General features: G+C 68.9%; 13 protein-coding genes. 3 read left to right on the plus strand and 10 right to left on the minus strand.

Annotated features, from left to right (window positions below; translation table 11 throughout):
- Nucleotides 1-7: 7 nt before the first annotated feature.
- From ACQEVG_RS16670 to ACQEVG_RS16695, 6 genes are all read right to left on the minus strand, one after another.
- Entirely contained in the window at nt 8-1522 is a 1515-nt protein-coding gene (locus ACQEVG_RS16670; RefSeq protein ID WP_432983718.1) for a class I adenylate-forming enzyme family protein, read from the minus strand.
- Between the two features lie 185 nt (nt 1523-1707).
- Nucleotides 1708-2676 carry a 3-hydroxyacyl-CoA dehydrogenase NAD-binding domain-containing protein gene (locus ACQEVG_RS16675; protein ID WP_432983721.1) on the minus strand — a complete coding sequence of 323 codons (969 nt, stop codon included), beginning with the start codon at nt 2674-2676 and terminating at the stop codon, nt 1708-1710.
- Between the two features lie 29 nt (nt 2677-2705).
- Nucleotides 2706-3461, minus strand: coding sequence for an acetoacetate decarboxylase (locus ACQEVG_RS16680; protein WP_432983724.1), 756 nt, complete (start codon nt 3459-3461; stop codon nt 2706-2708).
- A 19-nt stretch (nt 3462-3480) separates the two neighbouring features.
- Entirely contained in the window at nt 3481-4251 is a 771-nt protein-coding gene (locus ACQEVG_RS16685) for a crotonase/enoyl-CoA hydratase family protein (RefSeq protein ID WP_432983727.1), read from the minus strand.
- 22 nt (nt 4252-4273) lie between these two features.
- A complete protein-coding gene (locus ACQEVG_RS16690) occupies nt 4274-5440 on the minus strand; it encodes a CaiB/BaiF CoA transferase family protein (RefSeq protein WP_432983730.1) in 1167 nt (388 codons plus the stop codon).
- A 150-nt stretch (nt 5441-5590) separates the two neighbouring features.
- On the minus strand, nt 5591-6496 hold the full coding sequence (locus ACQEVG_RS16695; RefSeq protein ID WP_432985404.1) for a LysR family transcriptional regulator: 906 nt from the start codon (nt 6494-6496) through the stop codon (nt 5591-5593).
- A 584-nt stretch (nt 6497-7080) separates the two neighbouring features.
- On the opposite strand from ACQEVG_RS16695, the gene ACQEVG_RS16700 reads away from it, so the two are divergent.
- The 3 genes from ACQEVG_RS16700 (at nt 7081) to ACQEVG_RS16710 (ending at nt 10201) form a co-directional block, all read left to right on the plus strand.
- Nucleotides 7081-7656 carry a hypothetical protein gene (locus tag ACQEVG_RS16700; RefSeq protein ID WP_432983733.1) on the plus strand — a complete coding sequence of 192 codons (576 nt, stop codon included), beginning with the start codon at nt 7081-7083 and terminating at the stop codon, nt 7654-7656.
- Nucleotides 7657-7937: 281 nt separating this feature from the next.
- The gene (locus ACQEVG_RS16705; RefSeq protein ID WP_432983736.1) at nt 7938-8756 is read left to right on the plus strand and encodes a hypothetical protein; all 819 of its coding nucleotides are present in this window, start codon (nt 7938-7940) and stop codon (nt 8754-8756) included.
- 146 nt (nt 8757-8902) lie between these two features.
- The gene (locus ACQEVG_RS16710) at nt 8903-10201 is read left to right on the plus strand and encodes a tetratricopeptide repeat protein (protein ID WP_432983739.1); all 1299 of its coding nucleotides are present in this window, start codon (nt 8903-8905) and stop codon (nt 10199-10201) included.
- 548 nt (nt 10202-10749) lie between these two features.
- On the opposite strand, the gene ACQEVG_RS16715 is transcribed toward ACQEVG_RS16710, so the two are convergent.
- From ACQEVG_RS16715 to ACQEVG_RS16730, 4 genes are all read right to left on the minus strand, one after another.
- On the minus strand, nt 10750-11217 hold the full coding sequence (locus ACQEVG_RS16715) for a hypothetical protein (protein WP_432983742.1): 468 nt from the start codon (nt 11215-11217) through the stop codon (nt 10750-10752).
- Nucleotides 11218-11350: 133 nt separating this feature from the next.
- Complete coding sequence (locus ACQEVG_RS16720) at nt 11351-13063, minus strand: glycerol-3-phosphate dehydrogenase/oxidase (protein WP_432983745.1); 1713 nt, start codon at nt 13061-13063, stop codon at nt 11351-11353.
- Nucleotides 13064-13138: 75 nt separating this feature from the next.
- On the minus strand, nt 13139-14656 hold the full coding sequence (glpK, locus tag ACQEVG_RS16725; RefSeq protein ID WP_432983748.1) for a glycerol kinase GlpK: 1518 nt from the start codon (nt 14654-14656) through the stop codon (nt 13139-13141).
- A gap of 54 nt (nt 14657-14710) precedes the next feature.
- A complete protein-coding gene (locus tag ACQEVG_RS16730) occupies nt 14711-15556 on the minus strand; it encodes an MIP/aquaporin family protein (protein WP_432985407.1) in 846 nt (281 codons plus the stop codon).
- Nucleotides 15557-16221 lie beyond the last annotated feature (665 nt).

The following is a 16221-nucleotide window of genomic DNA, read 5'->3' on the forward strand; positions in this document are numbered from 1 at the left end:
AGGCGGCTCAAGCGGCCGGGGAGGCGATGGAAGCGAGCCGGGTGCGGAGCACGGGCTTGTCGATCTTGCCGACCGGATTCTTGGGAAGGCTCTCCAGTGCGATGACGCGATCCGGGAGCTTGTAGCGGGACAGCGAGCCGCGGCAGTGCTCGACCAGGCTCTCCGCGGTGACGGCAGCGTCCGGGCGCAGGGCGACGAAGGCGACGGGCACCTCGCCGAGCACGTCATGGGCGGCTCCGACGACGGCCGCCTCGTACACCGCCGGGTGGCCGTAGAGGACGGACTCGATCTCCTTGGGGTAGATGTTCTCCCCGCCACGGATGATCATGTCCTTGATCCGGTCGACGATCATCAGGTAGCCGTCCTCGTCGAACCGGCCGACGTCGCCGGTGTGCAGCCAGCCGTCGACGACGGTACGGGCCGTCTCCTCAGGCCTGTTGAGGTAGCCGAGCATCACGTTGGGGCCTCGTACGACCACTTCGCCGGTGGAGCCGCGCGGCAGCAGGCCTCCCGACGCGTCCATGACGGCAACTTCCTGGCCCGGCATGGGCAGACCTACTGTGCCGGGTTTGCGCAGTCCGTCGACGGGATTCACCGTCGAGGCGCAGGTGCCTTCCGACAGCCCGTAGCCCTCCACGACCGGGATGCCGTACCGGCTTTCGAACCGCTCGATGAGCTGTGCGGGCATGGGCGCGGCCCCGCACGCCGCGAAGCGGACGGAGGAGGTGTCAGGCCGCTGCGACTCCGGCAGCGCGGTCAGCGTCGCGTAGATCGCGGGTACGGCCGAGAAGCACGTGGGCCGTACCGCCTCGACGGTCTGGAAGAACGTGTCCGCCTTGAAGCGTCCGGAGACGGTGACCCGGCCGCCCGCGAGCAGCGGTGACAGCACGCTGACGACGATGCCGTTGACGTGGAAGAGGGGGAGGACCAGCAGGCTGTGTTCATCCTCGCCCAGTCCCGACGTCTGGACCATCATCGTGGCCATCGCAGACAGATTGGCGTGGGAGAGCATGACGCCCTTCGGCCTCCCGGTGGTGCCGCTCGTATAGATCAGCAGCGCCAGCGCACCGGCGTCGCCGGAGGCCGGATGTTGGTTCCCGGCGTTCTTCAGGGCACGGTTCACCAGCCCGGCGGAGTCTGCCGGCTCCGCGCCGCTGAGGAGATCCGCGACGCCGATCTCCTCAGCGGCCAGGGCCGGGCCGCCGTCGAGGCGGATCACGACCTTCGCGGCCGAGTCGGCGATCTGGTATCCGGCCTCAGTGGCGGTCAGCGCCGGATTCACCGGGGTCACCACCGCCCCGAGCCGCCATGCCGCGAAGAGCGCGACCACGAATTCGACGCGGTTGGGCAGCATCACCGCCACCACGTCGCCGCTCCCGACTCCGCGCCGCCGCAGGCACGCGGCCGCCGCGTCGACCCACGCCAGAAAACCGGCATTGCTCAAGCTCACCGAATCATCGGCGATGCTCGGGGCATCGGGGTCGTCCATTGCCCGTACATCGGGCAGTACCGCAAAATGCATGTCGGCTCCTTCGTCACAGCACGTTTGTCCGTGCTGTGACGAGAGACCTTACGAACGCGCCGCAGCGTGGGCCCATGGGCGCGGGAGACGACTGTGTCAGCGTCCGTTGTGCTCGTGGCACAAGCCGTGCGGCGCGGCTCGACTCCGGTCTGCGCCGGTGCCGCGCCACGAAGAACGCCGGGCGGTCATGTCGGTTTCTGCTCGCCGCTGCCGGCCGGACTGCCGGCGGTGCCGCGAACAGCGGACAGCACGCTGATCTGCTGGTGGTCACGCTCCTGGCTCAGCTGGGCCCACGAGCGGGAGCCGTAGGCGTCCTCGACGGCCCCGACGAGCCGTTCGGTCTGTTCGGGGGTCTGCTCGGGCTGGCCCAGCGAGTCCCACATCTGCTGCATCGACGCACCGATGTGCTCGGCCATGTGCCGGTAGCCGCCGGGTCCACCGCCGAGATGTGCGGCGAGGAAGGGCCCCACGGTCGCCCAGCGCAGCCCGAGCGAGTTCACCACCACCAGGTCCAGCTCGGCCGGGCCGACCACACCCTGCTCGACCAGGTAAATGGCCTCGCGGCTCAGGGCGTTCTGCAAGCGGTTGCCGACGAAGCCGGGGATCTCCTTGCGTTCCACCACCGGTAGCCGTCCCAGGGAGCGGTAGAACTCCACCGCCCGTGCCACGGATTCCTCGGACGTCCGCTCGCCGGGGACCACTTCGACCAGCGGTACCACGTGCGGTGGGTTGAAGGGATGGCCGATCAGTACCCGGCTCGCGTCCTCAAGGCCTTCGGTGAACACCGTGGACGGGATCGCCGAGGAGGAGCTGAGCAGCAGCGCGTGCGGCGGGGCCACGCGGACCAAGGTGGCGAACAGCTCTCGCTTGAACCCGACGTTCTCCGGGCCGTTCTCCTGGACGACATCGGCGTTCCGCACGGCCTGCGTGACGTCAGCGGCCAGGTGCACCCGGTTGGTGAGGCCCCGGACGTCCAGCCCCTGTTGTGCCAGCGGCGAAGCTGCCGAGGCCAGCGCCGAATCGACAGCCTTCGCGAGATCCGGCCGCGGGTCGGTGACCCATACCTCCATGCCGTGCGCGGCGAACAGTGCCGCCCACGACAGCCCTATGGTGCCGGCACCGATCACCGCTGCGGTGGTGAACGGCTCGGTCAACCCCGCACTGTGTTCCGCTGATTCGCGCGTCATCGGCTGCCACCCGCTTCGGTACGCAGATAGTCGTGCACGGGCTTGGCCGGGGCCAGGGTGAGATCGGTGAGGATGTGGCTGGCGGAGACGATCTCGCGCACTGGCAGGTCGGCCAGCGGAGCGAGGACGTGCTCGAACAACTGCAGCCGAGCGGGACCGGTCCAGGCCTCCTTCACCACCACATCGGTGATCTCGGTGCGCACCAGTTGCGCCACCTGCGGCACGTCGCCGAAGCCCGGGACCAGCTTGAGCAGATACGTCGGCACGGTGATCTGTGCCTTCGCCTCCTCCGCCTCCATGGGGTGGTGCTTGTAGCCCATCGTCGCGGCCGCCACCCGCAGCGTTCCGTAGTCGAGGACGCCGACGAGAACGCCGGAGTCCACGTACAGACCGGGGGAGCCGATGGTCTTCGGATAGGCACCGGCCTCGCGACCGGAGGCGGTCGCCTGGAAGTTGTCCAGGTACATCGCGTGGAGGTACTCGCCCCGCTCGCCTTCGTAGCGGACCTGGATCGCCTGTCCGGACTCGGAGTACGGGCCGTATCCCGTGACATCGCCCATCCGCATGACCTCGAAGCGCACCAGCGGTTCGTCGATCTCCAGGGGCTCCGGCACCACCGCGCGCAGGGCGTCGGCGTCGGTGCGGTACACGATGTTGAGGTACTCGCGGTTGGTGAAGCGGGGCACGACCGGGGCGTACGCCGGGTTCATCAGCGGGGTCGCGATGTGCCCCGCCACGTCGACTTCCTTCATGATCTTTTCTCCTGTGTTTCTACTCGCCACGCCAGAAGGGGGTCCGGCGCTCCGCGAAGGCCGTCATGCCTTCGCGGACATCGGCGGAGGCCATCAAGGCGGCCGTCTCCCGCCGTTGGGCGCTGAACGCGGCGGATTCGGGCACTCCGTCGGCGGCGCGGACGATCCTCTTGACGGCGGCGAGCGCCAGCGGGGCGTTCGCCGCGAGCCGCTCGGCGAGTTGCAGCGCGACCGCGGTGGTCTCCGAGGCGGGTACCACTCGGTTGGCGATGCCGAGCCGGCCGGCCCGCTCGCCGGAGATCGGCTCGCCGGTCAGCAGCAGCTCCATCGCCAGGTGGTACGGGATCCGCTTGGGCAGCCGGATCACACCGCCGCCGGCCGCGACCAGACCTCGTGTCACCTCCGGCAGCCCGAACTTGGCGTCTTCCGCCGCCACGATGAGGTCGCAGCTCAGGGCCAGCTCGAAGCCGCCGCCCATCGCCCAGCCCTCGACCGCGGCGATCAGCGGCTTGGTGGTCCGGGCCTCGGTCAGCCCGCCGAACCCGCGGCCGGGGACTTCCGGCGACTCACCGGTCAGTGCGGCCTTGAGGTCCATTCCGGCGCTGAAGGTGCCCTCCGCGCCGGTCAGCACACCGGCGCGCAGTGACGGGTCCGCCTCCAGCGTCTCGAGGGCGGCGGCGAGGCCCTCGGCGACGGCCGCGTTGACCGCGTTTCGAGCCTTGGGCCGGTCGATGGTGATGAGCAGGGACGAGCCGAATCGCTCGGACCGTACCTGGGAGGTGTCGTTCATGCAGCTGTCCTTTGCCGACTGATCAGTGCTTTGCAGTGAGTTCATCCATGACCTCGTCCGTGTGCTGGCCCGGCAGCGGGGCGAGCCGGCGGACGGAGGCCGGGGTGGCGGAGAAGCGCACCGGAATGCCGATCGAACGGGTGGGACCCTCGCTCGGATGCTCGACCACATCGAGCAGATGCCCGTCCCGGACGTACGGGTCCTCACCCGCCCGCTCCAGTTCCAGTACCGGCGCCATGGGGATGCTGTGCTTGGCGCAGATGCGCTCCCACTCCTTGGTTGTCAGCGCCGGCGAGCACTGCCCCACGAGGTCCATCAGGGCACTGACGTCGGCGTCCTCGATGCTCGTGCCGTTGATGCGCGGGTCCGCTGCGAGGTCGTCGCGGCCCGCCGCGGTGAAGAAGTCCCGGAAATTCGGCGGGTTGTACGGCATGAGGCAGGCGAGGCCGTCCCGCGTGCGCATCGCCTGGTGACCCTTCGTCAGCGAAAGGGGGAACCCGGTGGGGCCCAAGGCGGGCTGGAAGACATGGCCGGACAGATGCTCGACCAGGGTGAAGGCCAGGAGCGTGTCGGTCATCGGGACCTCGACGTACTGGCCGGAGCCCGTCCTGTTCCGGTGCACCAGCGCGGCGAGCGCTGCGTAGACGATGGTCAGCGCGGATACCTTGTCGCCCAGGATCGTGGGCAGATAGACCGGCTCGCCGAGCGCCCGGTTCGCCACGTCCACGAGGCCGGAGGCGGCCTGGACCGTCTCGTCGTAGGCGGCGTTGCCGGCGCGTTCGGAGTCGCCGCGAAAACCCTGGCCGTGGGCGTAGACCAGACCTGGATTGCGTGCGGAGACGTTGACGTAGTCCAGACCGAGGCGGGCCAGGGCGCCGGGCCGCATATTGGTGATCAGCACGTCGGCCGTGTCGATCAGCTCCAGAGCCCGCTCACGGCCGGCCTCGTCCTTCAGATTCAGGGCAACGCTCCGCTTGTTGCGGTTCACGTTGAGCGAGAGCGGCGTCATGCCCGGGGTGTGGCGGTAGGGGCCGACCCGTACACCGTCCGACGGCGACTCGATCTTGATTACGTCCGCGCCGAGGTCGCCCAGGGTCTGTGCGGCGTAGGGACCCATCACCACCGTCGACAGGTCGATCACTCGCACGCCGTCCAGCGGGCCGGCGACGTTCTCGGCCGTGATGTCCATCGTCGTTCCTGTTCTCGCGGCTGTCCGTTCCCTCACCGAAGCTAGTGGGGAATATGAGAACTGGGAATGATCATGTGCAGAAAACCGGTGTGACCGCTGCGGTCACACCGGTTTTCTTTTACGGCAGCTAATAAGGGAAGGGGAAATGCCTCACATGGAAACGGGTTCGCTGAAGATGGTACGGGCCCGCGCGATGACAGTTTCGAGGTCCGCACCGTCGAGCGCCCGGTCCTTGCGGAACAATAGCCCTGTGACCAGGGAGGATGGAAAGTCGTCGATGGGTAGTACGGCCACGTTCTCCAGCCGGTGCAAATGCATCGGGCTTTCCGGTGAAAGCATCGTCATCGAGAAGGCGATACTGCTGGAAATCAGCTCCGACGTGCCTGCGTAGTCCCCGGTATTGATCCGGATTCTTTTCTTGATGCCTGCGGAGTTGAGCCGTGCGTCGATTTCCTCGAAATATGCGGGAACGGCGTCATTGGGCATGGTCGCGTAGGGCAGATCCACCAGATCTGCCAGCGAGAGTGACTTCCGGCCGGCGAACCGGTCGGCCGGCACGGCCGCGCCCAGTCGCTCCGTCATGACCTCGATGACCTCGAGTGAGGGATCGGAGGCGGGCAACCGAGCCAGCGCAAGCGCCAGCCTGCCGTCGTGCACCGCGGCGATCAGACCCGCCGACGTGCCGGGCCAGCGCTTCAGGTCGCACTCCTCGCGGCATGCCTCTTCCAGCAGAGAGACCCGGTCGCGCAAGACGGGGTGCGGCGTGGGCGGCATGCCGATGAACAGTGTCTTGCGCCGGCGGGACATGGCCTCGTCCAGCCGCCAAGGGATCGAATTGACGCGGTCGAGCACGTCTCGTGCCATGGGCAGGAGCGTGGCGCCCGCCGGGGTCAAAGTGACCTGGTGTGTGGTGCGTTCGAACAGCGCCTGATCGAGCTCGCGCTCAAGGTCCTTGATGCGCTGGCTCAGTGGAGATGTCGCCATGTGCAGCTTGCGTGCCGCCCGCGAAAAGTTCAGTTCCTCGGCGACGGCTACGAAGTAGCGAAGGTGCAGCATCTCCACCGGTCCAACCTACCCGCAGCAGCCGCAGACCAGGGTGTCGGTCCAAACTCCCGCGCATTGCGAGGCTTTGCGCCTACCATGAATTGCGGCGTCTGAGCGTGAAAGTCCAGTGATGTCTGCCTGGGGGGCGTGACATGGAGTGGCGGGGGACCAGGACCGCAGCGTTGCTTGCGGCAGCAGTGGCGTTAGCGCTGGCCGGGTGCGGAGCCGGGGGCGACGGTCGGGATGCGGCGCCGAGGACCAACGGTCCGACTCTCGCCTTGCCGACGACGCAGGGCTCGTCCGACAGTCCCGGCCCGACAACCGGCCCCAGTGGTTCCACGTGGCCCGGTGGCACAGGCGGGTCGCAGGGCAGCGGCCAGGGCGGGACATGGACGCCCGGCACGGCGTCCGCATGGACGCCTGGCTGGACACCGAGCACGTCTCACGGGGGGCAGCCTTCGGTTGGTGGAGGCACACCCAGCCGGACAGCGGCGAAGGAGGAACTGGCCTGGACCCCGTTCGGTCCGAAGTCTCCGTCGAACGACTATGCCAACTTCGACTATGTCTACGACCTGGTGCAGCGCAGGGACTGCCCGTTGGCAGAGAGCCGTTTCAATGAGGCGGGCCGACAGGGCAAATGGGTGAGCGACCCCATGCCTTGGAGTGTGATCAAAGGGCTCATTGCCGCCTGTTACGTGGCCAACGGCCGGGGTAGTGAATGGCAGACCGTCACTGCTGCGTACTCCGACGTCAAGGGGCACCCGTCGGGCAGCTGCAAGTACACCGCGGCCTTCAAGGTACTGAAGCGACTCGCTACTTTCCGGATGGAGCATCCTGACGGCAAAGTCGTATTCCGGGACGCCCCGGCAGGAAGTCCCGCGTGCAAGAACGAAATCACCGAGCACGGCTCACTGACAGTACGTCAGGGCGACAACTTCTATGTCAGGGGAACCTGGCCGGTGCCGGTCTCGCTGTACTTCAATGAGATCAACGCCCCGGTCAAGAAAGACGGGGGAACGGACTCTCTCTGCTGCCACAAGGCGACGGTGTCCGTCGATGTTCCGGACAACCTGCCGTTGGGGGAGGCAAAGGTCTCCTTGCGGGGCGAGGGCAATTCGTTCTTCCTCGCAGGGCCAACTGTTGAGGTCCTTCCCCCCATCTCACAACCATGACATGGGCCGCGGCGCTCGTGGCACGAGTCCGCAGACGGGCTGGCCATGGCCGAAACAACCCGGACCCAGGACAGGACCCGACTCCGGACCCGCGACCGGAGCCGGACCCTTCGCCGCCTCAGCCACGCACACCCGACCCGTCCCCTCCACCTCCGTCACCAGTGCCGGATCCCGGTCCTGAGCCGCCGCCCGCACCATTACCCGCTCCATCCCCGGATCCCGCCCCCGCGAGCGCCCTCACCCCCGGCTGGCTGGAATTGGTGGGAGCCGTAGGCTCGCTCGTGACGCTGTTGACCGCCGTGCTCTTCTATTTCGGCTGGGCGAGCAGCGACGCCGAGAGCCGCGCTCTTGGGCTCCAGGACTCACTCTTCCATCTCTCCACGAGCGACTACCTGCTGCGTAGCGTGCAGGCGCTGTTCCTGCCGTCGTGGCTGATCGCAGGTGCGGCACTCGCCGCAGCGGGCCTGCACCGTTGGACCAGCCAGGAGCCCCGCAGGACCGAGAGGGTCTCGCGCCGCCTGCGGTTCGCCTGGCTTCCGCCGCTTGCCCTGCTTCTGCTCTACCCGCTCCACCCCGGCCTGTTCGACCTGCTCATCCCGCTTGCCGCCATCATCGGCTTCCTGCTCACTGCCTACGCCCGCACCCGCCCGCTCGCAGCCGCGCCGGGAGCCTCCGGCGGCACAGGAATCACCGATGTCGAGAAGCGCCGTCGGCAGCGCCTGTGGGCGCTGACGCTGTTGATCAGCGTGCTCATGCTGTTCTGGGCCGTGTACGCATACGCCGGCGTCGTGGGCCGGGGCCGAGCCGCCGAGACCGCTCGAACCGTGGGCACCAGACTCCCAGCCGTGGTCGTCTTCAGCGAGAAAGATCTCATGATTCGAGGCGGAGGCAGCTGTTACTTGCGCGTTCAGGAGAAGGACAGCGCCTACGGCTTCCGGTACTCCGGACTCCGCCTCTTCCACATTGCCGGTGATCGCGTCTACGTCGTGCCGGTCCACTGGAGTCCGCGGGAAGGGACCGTGTGGGTGCTGGAGAAGAGTGACACGCTGCGCGTGGAGTACATCAGCGGCCCGGCGGGCCGGGCCGAGGAGTGCCAGTAAGCGGGCGGTGGCAGGGTGGGCGTCTGCTCTACTGGGAGCAAAGGGACCCTCGACGAGCAGGCCCCTCCGGGACAGGGCCACCAGGCTCGCGGGACCCACACTGATGTCGGTGGAATGACGGGGGCTTACTGGTGGGGGATGAATCCATGGACGAGCTTCGGGCTCTGGCCGACGCCGGCGACGGGGTAGCCGGTCGTCGGCTGGCCGAGCTACTGGTCGAGCAGGCCCGGGTCGAGGAGGCCATCACGGTTCTTCGCGCTCTCCCGGGCGGGGTCCCTGTACCGCGCCTGCTGGTCAATCTGCTTGTCGAAGAGGAGCACGTCGATGAGCTGCGGGCTCTGGCCAACGACGGCGACATCTACGCCCGCTACCAGTTGGCGGAGCTGCTCGCCGAGCAGGGCCGCATCTGGGAGCTGAGGACTCTGGCCGGCCGCGGTCACACGGGCATCGCCCGGCTGTACGCCCAGACGCTGGCCCGCCAGGGCCGCGTCGACGAGGCGGTGGCCGTCATGCAGGCGCGCGTCAGGAGCCGCGAGCCGCTCGCCTTCGACTGGCTGGTCGACCTCCTGCTTGAGCACGGCCGCACTCGGCAGGCCATCTCCGTTCTTCGCTCCCGGGCCGATGCCCGGGACCAGGACGCCGGTTACCGGCTCGCGAAGCTGCTGGTCGAACTCGGTCGTATCGAGGAGGCCATCACCATCCTGCGGACGCGCACGCACGCGCCCGGGACGCTCGCCGAGCTGCTGGCCGGACAGGGCCGGATCGACGAGGCCGTCGCCGTCCTCGACGCCGAGGCGGTCGCCGGGCACCGATACGCTATGGAGCAACTGGTCGATCTGCTGGCCGAACAGGGCCGGATCGACGAGTTGCGTGCGCGGGCGGATGCCGGCAACACGACAGCCGCCGGGCGGTTGGTCGCCCATCTCGTCCAACACGACGGCATCGACGAGCTGCGCGCCCGCACGGATGCCGGGGACAGAGCCGCGGCCGTACGGCTCGTCCCGCTTCTGGCCGAGCACGGCCGCACCGACGATCTGAAGGCTCTCGCCGACGCCGGCGACACCTACGCGGGACTTATGCGACTGTTCACCGAACTGGGCCGCGTCGAGGAAGCTATCGAGATCGTCCGGTCCGGCGGCAACGACTGGCACATCTTTCAGGGCCTCACTGACACGATCGTGGAACTGCTGGCCGGGCAGGGGCGCGTCGAGGAGGCCATCGCCGTCGCGCAGGCACGCGCCGCCGAGGGCGACAAGAACGCCGCCACCTGGGTAACCCGGCTACGGGCCGTCGAAGGCCTCCTCGACACGGATCAGCCGCCACAATCGATCCCCGATGCCTCCAGTCGGCGGAGCCCCGGGCGCCGCGCGTCTTTACGCTCCCTACGGCACCGGCTGGTCCAACGGTGGCCCGGTCGGGGCGGCGGGCCCGGCACCAGGGCATGACCCGAAAGTGACGGCCGACGGGGTCCGCACGCGCCACACCTGTGCTGTCACCGCCGCGCCCCCTGGTCCTGCTCGGGCCGGGGGACTGTCGGCCGAGGGCTTGCATCAGCCGGTCGGACGCGGCAGGCAGCTGTAGCCGCGCGGGTGCGAAGAGCGGCTCTGCGCGCGGCGGCCTTCCGACCGCGCAGTGCGTACCTGCCGCATCCGCGCCACTGCGACGGTGAGACGCGTACTCGCTGTCCACTGTGGGTGATCATCGCGTTGACCGATGCCAGCGGGTCCGAGCCCATCGACCTGGCCAGCAGCATGCCGGCGGCCAGTGGCAGCAGGACAACGGCCAGCGCCGTGCCGGTGGTGGTGACGTGCCGCATGCGAGGGTGGCGTGGTGCCTCAGGGCTCATGGTCCTCATTCGACCAGCGCCAGCAGTGGCGGGAATCGGCCGACATACTCAGACCGTCCGGCCCGATGTACTCACAGGCCTGGGCAGTCGACGCACCGTAGTGGCCCATCCGACCACGCGGGTTGAGGCGCGGGAGGCCGAAGTGGACTACAGGCGGCCGCCGGTGAGGCGCGAGAGCGGGCCGCGTCGGCGAAGGCCCGCGCGACGGCCCAGCGCATAGGACGAGGCCACCGCGGTGGCCACACCCGCGCCCGCGCCGGCCGTGATGGCCTTGCGGGCCTTGACGAGCGTCCAGGCCACGCCGACCTTGGCCCCGGCCTGGCCCGCCGCGGAGCCGACGGTCCGCTGAACGGTCCTGGCCTTGTCGGCGACCGCCCCGCCGATCCCGGCGAGCGCCTCCTTGCCGCCCTGTGCGGCGGACCGGGTGGCGTCCTTGGCCTCGCGTGCCGCCGTGGTGGACGCGGCCGTGGCGTCCTTCGCCGCGGCGGCAGAGGACGCCGCGGAGGCCTTGGCATCCCGAGCGGGCGCCTTGGCGCCGTTGGAGGCGGCCCTCTTTGCCGAGCGGGAAGCCGTCGTCTGGGGCGTTGAGTTGGTGGAATTCTTGGATTCAGCCATGGTGTGCGTGTAACCGGTCACCCCGATGGCAAACCGGAACCCTTACGGGCAGCGGGTGCGCCACCCGTGACTTCTCATGCCGCCTGCCGGTGCGACGGCGGGCAAGGCGGGCAGGCCCTGGCCTTCGTTCCGCTCAACGCACCGGGATGATGTCGGGGGCGCCGAGCCGTACCGCGTCGGCGGTCCGGTCGTCCGGCTGTTGCTGGGCCTCGCGTTCGGCCGCCACCCGCTTCAGATAGTGGTCGACTTCGCGGTCCTGCCGCGCCCGGTCCCACTCGAGGTGAGGTGCCATCAGTTCGGCGACGGTTCGCGCCGCGTCCACACCGCGGTCCCAGGACTCGATGGAGATCCGGGTACGCCGGGCGAGCACATCGTCCAGATGTCGGGCTCCCTCATGGGTCACCGCGTACACGGCCTCGACGCGCAGATAGTCGTCGGAGCTCGGCAACGGTTCGCCGAGCGAGGGGTCGGCCGCGACCATGTCGAGCAGTTCGTGCACCAGGGAGCCGTAGCGGTTCAGCAGGTGCTCGATGCGGGCGACATGCAGCCCGGAGCGCTCGGCGAGGCTGTGCCGGGAGTTCCACAGGGCGGGATAGCCGTCGGCGCCGAGCAGCGGAACGCGCTGCGTGACGCAGTCGGCCACCTTCTCGTCCAGACCGCGCGCGGCCTCGTCGACCGCGTCCTTGGCCATCACCCGGTAGGTCGTGAATTTGCCGCCGGCCACCACGACGAGCCCGGGGACCGGATGCGCGACGAGGTGTTCCCGGGAGAGCTTGCTGGTCTCCGCGGCCTCGCCGGACAGGAGGGGGCGCAGACCGGCGTAGACGCCCTCGACGTCCTCCGCCGCCAAGGGTGTGATCAGCACGCGGTTGACGTGTTCCAGCAGGTAGCTGACGTCCTTGGAACTCGTCGCCGGATGGGCCTTGTCCAGTGTCCAGTCGGTGTCGGTCGTCCCGATGATCCAGTGCCGCCCCCACGGAATGACGAACAGCACGCTCTTCTCGGTGCGCAGGATCAGCCCGGTGTGGGAGATGATCCGGTCACGCGGGACCAGCAGATGCACGCCCTTGGAGGCGCGGACGTGGAACTGCCCGCGGGTGCCGGCCATGGTCTGGGTGTCGTCGGTCCACACGCCGGTCGCGTTGATGACCTGCTTGGCGGACACCTCGGTCTCGTTGCCGGTCTCCAGGTCCGTGACCACGGCGCCCACCACCCGCTCGCCCTGGCGCAGGAAGCGGCTGACGCGGGTGGCATTGGCGGCCAATGCCCCGTAGGCGGCTGCCGTACGGGCCAGGAACAGGGTGTGCCGGGCATCGTCCACCTGGGCGTCCCAGTACTGGATCGCGCCGACCAGCGCGTCGGAACGCAGCGCGGGCGCCTCGCGCAGGGCCTGGCGCTTGAGCAGGTGGCGGTGGTGGGGCAGGCCGCTGGAGGTGCCCGAGGCCGCGGCCATGGTGTCGTAGAGCAGCACGCCGGCGCCGACGTACGGGCGTTCCCAGACCCGGTGTTGCAGCGGGTAGAGGAAGGGCACCGGTCGCACCAGATGCGGGGCCAGGAGCTGGAGCAGCAGTCCCCGCTCCTTGAGTGCCTCGGCGACCAGCCGGAAGTCCAGCATCTCGAGGTAGCGCAGGCCGCCGTGAATCAGCTTGCTGGAGCGGCTGGAAGTGCCCGAGGCCCAGTCCCGGGCTTCGACGAGGCCGACCCGCAGGCCCCGGGTGGCGGCATCCAGGGCCGACCCGGCGCCCACGACACCGCCACCGACGACGAGGACGTCCAGCTCATCCTCCCCCAGCCGGGTCAGGGCCTGTGCGCGTGCCTCGGGTGAGAGAGCCACCGGATTCACCATCGGCCTCCTACTCGTGCTGCGGCCGTGCGCTGCGCACGTGGCCGGGGGCGCCCGCGGGCGCCCCCGGACCCGGGCCTATTCGACCGTGGCCCAGTCGAGCGTGCGCTCCACCGCCTTCTTCCAGCCCGCGTATCCGTCCGCGCGCTGTTCCTCGGACCACTGGGGCTCCCAGCGCTTGGACTCCTGCCAGTGGGTGCGCAGCTCGTCCTCGTCCCGCCAGAAGCCGGTGGCCAGACCGGCCGCGTAGGCGGCACCGAGCGCGGTGGTCTCGGCGACGACCGGGCGGCTGACCGGTACGCCGAGGACATCGGCCTGGATCTGCATGCACAGGTCGTTGGCCGTCACACCGCCGTCGACCTTGAGCACGTCCAGATGGACGCCGGAGTCCTGCTCCATGGCCTCCACCACGTCCCGGCTCTGGTAGCAGATGGCTTCCAGGGTGGCCCGTGCCAGGTGGCCGTTGCTGTTGTACCGGGCGAGGCCGACGATCGCGCCGCGCGCGTCGGAGCGCCAGTACGGGGCGAACAGGCCCGAGAAGGCGGGGACGAAGTACATGCCGCCGTTGTCCTCGACAGTCAGGGCCAGACGCTCGCTCTCGGCGGCGTCGGTGATGATCTTCATCTGGTCGCGCAGCCATTGCACCGCGGACCCGGTGACCGCGATGGAACCCTCGAGGGCGTAGATCGCCGGGCTGTCGCCGAACTGGTACGCCACGGTGGTGAGGAGGCCGTTCTGTGAGCGGACCAGTTCGGTACCGGTGTTGAGCACCAGGAAGTTGCCGGTGCCGTAGGTGTTCTTGGCTTCGCCGGGCGCGTAGCAGACCTGCCCGACGGTGGCCGCCTGCTGGTCCCCGAGCACCCCGGTGATGGGGACGGCGGCGCGCAGTGGCCGGGAGGTACGGGTTTCGCCGAACGCCTCCCGGTGGGAGGACGGGTTGATGGTGGGCAGCATCGCCCGGGGGATGTCGAAGAACCCCAGCAATTCGTCGTCCCAGTCGAGGGTCTCCAGGTTCATCAGCATGGTGCGGCTGGCGTTGGTCACGTCGGTGGCGTGGATTCCGCCCTCCGGGCCGCCGGTGAGGTTCCACAGCACCCAGCAGTCCGTGTTGCCGAACAGGGCATGGCCCTGCTCCGCCGCCTCGCGGACGCCGTCGACGTTCTCCAGAATCCACTTGATCTTGCCGCCGGAGAAGTAGGTGGCCGGCGGCAGGCCCGCCTTGCGGCGGATCACGTCGCCCTGGCCCGAGCGGTCCAGAGCGGCCGCAATGGAGTCGGTGCGGGTGTCCTGCCAGACGATGGCGTTGTAGTAGGGACGGCCGTCACGGGGGTCCCAGACGACGGTCGTCTCCCGCTGGTTGGTGATGCCGATCGCCGCCAGGTCGGACGGGGACAGGTTCCCGTGCCGGAGGGCGTTCTGGATCACTGAATTGGTGCGTTCCCAGATCTCCACCGGGTCGTGCTCTACCCACCCCGAGCGCGGGAGTATCTGGGAGTGCTCCAGCTGGTGCTTCGCCACTTCGTTGCCGTCATGGTCGAAGATCATGAAACGGGTACTGGTGGTTCCCTGGTCCACCGCGCCGACGAAGTCCGCCATGGCATGCCGCCTCTCCTGTGGAATGGACTGGGTTGCGGCCTCACGCTGGGCTGGTCAGGCCTCGGGGGTCGGGACGCGTCCGGGGGGCTCCGGCTCCGCGGTCGGCAGGAACCGGCCGACGAAGAACTTGTAGAGGAAAGCTCCGAGCAGGCCGCCGATCAGCGGACCGATGATCGGCACCCAGAAGTAGAAGTTCCCGTACTGATCTCGCCACGCTCCGCCGTACCCGGTGAGGAAGCTGGCCAGCCGGGGACCGAAGTCACGTGCGGGGTTGATCGCATAGCCCGCGTCGGTGCCCCAGGCCATGCCGATCCCCACGACGACCAGGCCGATGATGAACGGGGCCATGTTGGCGCCGGGGGGCGTGTTGAGCAGGTCTGTGATCGCCAGGATCATCAGCAGAAGGATCGCGGTGCCGATGACCTGGTCACGGAAGGCGCCCCACTCGTGGACCGGCAGGTTCGGATTACCGTTGGCGGGCAGAGTGGAGAAAACGCCCTGGGTCTTGATCGTGTGGGTGGGGTCGGCCTTCGCCAGCGCCTCGGTGTAGTTCCAGCGCACCAGCAGGGCTGCGACGAAGGCGCCGGCCGTCTGGGCCAGCGCGTAGGGCGCCACCTTGCTCCACGGAAAACCTTTGAACGCAGCAAGGGCCACGGTCACCGCGGGGTTGAGGTGAGCACCGCTCAATCGCGCCGCCACATAGACACCGAGGGTGACGCCTAGGCCCCATGCCCAGGCGATGCTGTCGTGGTTTCCAAGGCCGCCCGGGGGATCCGTGAGGGCTCCGCCGGCGACCACTTGAGCCACCACACCGCAACCGAAGAGGATGAGAATCATGGTGCCGGCGAATTCGGCCGAAAGCTCGCCGACCAGCCCTGATCTCTTAAGACGCTCAGCCATGGGAGCCCGCTTCCCGCCGACCCAGGGCCGGCCGTCGCTTGCCCGAATCCCCCAAGACATCATCGTATGACGATCAATGGTCAGCCGCACGCGAGGCAACGTGCGCCGCACCTGACCAGGGCGGAAACCGGCGCCCGGCGTCGTCCTCGGCCTGCCGTTGGCCGGTGGTGTCACCCAGGACGGCGAGCAGCGGCAGCGCCTCGGTGGCCGACGCTCCGGCCTGTGCGGGTGGTCGGCCTCGAAGTCGGCGAGGGCGCAGCAGCAGCGTGTGGGCTCGCTGGGCCGGCAGGTCATGGGCCTCGCAAACGGCCAGCGGCTGGGTGTCGGCAGGCAATGTGACATATGACCGGCCCCAGCCGTGCTGGGCAACAGGCGCACATCCGAACGGGTGGCGGCGTCCACCGGGCGGCGGCGGTCCGTCGAATTCCGCCTGTCACAGCCGACCCGAGAAGCCCTTACCTTCTCGCAGTAGCCAAACCCTGACCGTCGGCACGCTGTCCAGGAGCCGGCTGACCTGCATGTCCTCACCTCTGCCAGGGGCGAGTCCGCTTCTGACTCCGACAGTGCCGCGAGCCGGGCGGCCCTCCAGATCTCCCCGTACTCCTTCGTCCTCAGCTGCCACGAGACGCACGGTGGCGTCCAGACGCATGCAGGTCAGGCGACCA

Source organism: Streptomyces sp. CA-135486, assembly GCF_050936555.1.
GTDB lineage: Bacteria > Actinomycetota > Actinomycetes > Streptomycetales > Streptomycetaceae > Streptomyces.

What these genes read in the sequence shown, in the direction of transcription:
- ACQEVG_RS16670 (WP_432983718.1), bottom strand. Translation starts at nt 1,522, where the DNA reads ATGCATTTTGCGGTACTGCCCGATGTACGGGCAATGGACGACCCCGAT.
- ACQEVG_RS16680 (WP_432983724.1), bottom strand. Translation starts at nt 3,461, where the DNA reads ATGAAGGAAGTCGACGTGGCGGGGCACATCGCGACCCCGCTGATGAAC.
- ACQEVG_RS16685 (WP_432983727.1), bottom strand. Translation starts at nt 4,251, where the DNA reads ATGAACGACACCTCCCAGGTACGGTCCGAGCGATTCGGCTCGTCCCTG.
- ACQEVG_RS16690 (WP_432983730.1), bottom strand. Translation starts at nt 5,440, where the DNA reads ATGGACATCACGGCCGAGAACGTCGCCGGCCCGCTGGACGGCGTGCGA.
- ACQEVG_RS16695 (WP_432985404.1), bottom strand. Translation starts at nt 6,496, where the DNA reads ATGCTGCACCTTCGCTACTTCGTAGCCGTCGCCGAGGAACTGAACTTT.
- ACQEVG_RS16710 (WP_432983739.1), top strand. Translation starts at nt 8,903, where the DNA reads ATGGACGAGCTTCGGGCTCTGGCCGACGCCGGCGACGGGGTAGCCGGT.
- ACQEVG_RS16715 (WP_432983742.1), bottom strand. Translation starts at nt 11,217, where the DNA reads ATGGCTGAATCCAAGAATTCCACCAACTCAACGCCCCAGACGACGGCT.
- ACQEVG_RS16720 (WP_432983745.1), bottom strand. Translation starts at nt 13,063, where the DNA reads ATGGTGAATCCGGTGGCTCTCTCACCCGAGGCACGCGCACAGGCCCTG.
- glpK (WP_432983748.1), bottom strand. Translation starts at nt 14,656, where the DNA reads ATGGCGGACTTCGTCGGCGCGGTGGACCAGGGAACCACCAGTACCCGT.
- ACQEVG_RS16730 (WP_432985407.1), bottom strand. Translation starts at nt 15,556, where the DNA reads ATGGCTGAGCGTCTTAAGAGATCAGGGCTGGTCGGCGAGCTTTCGGCC.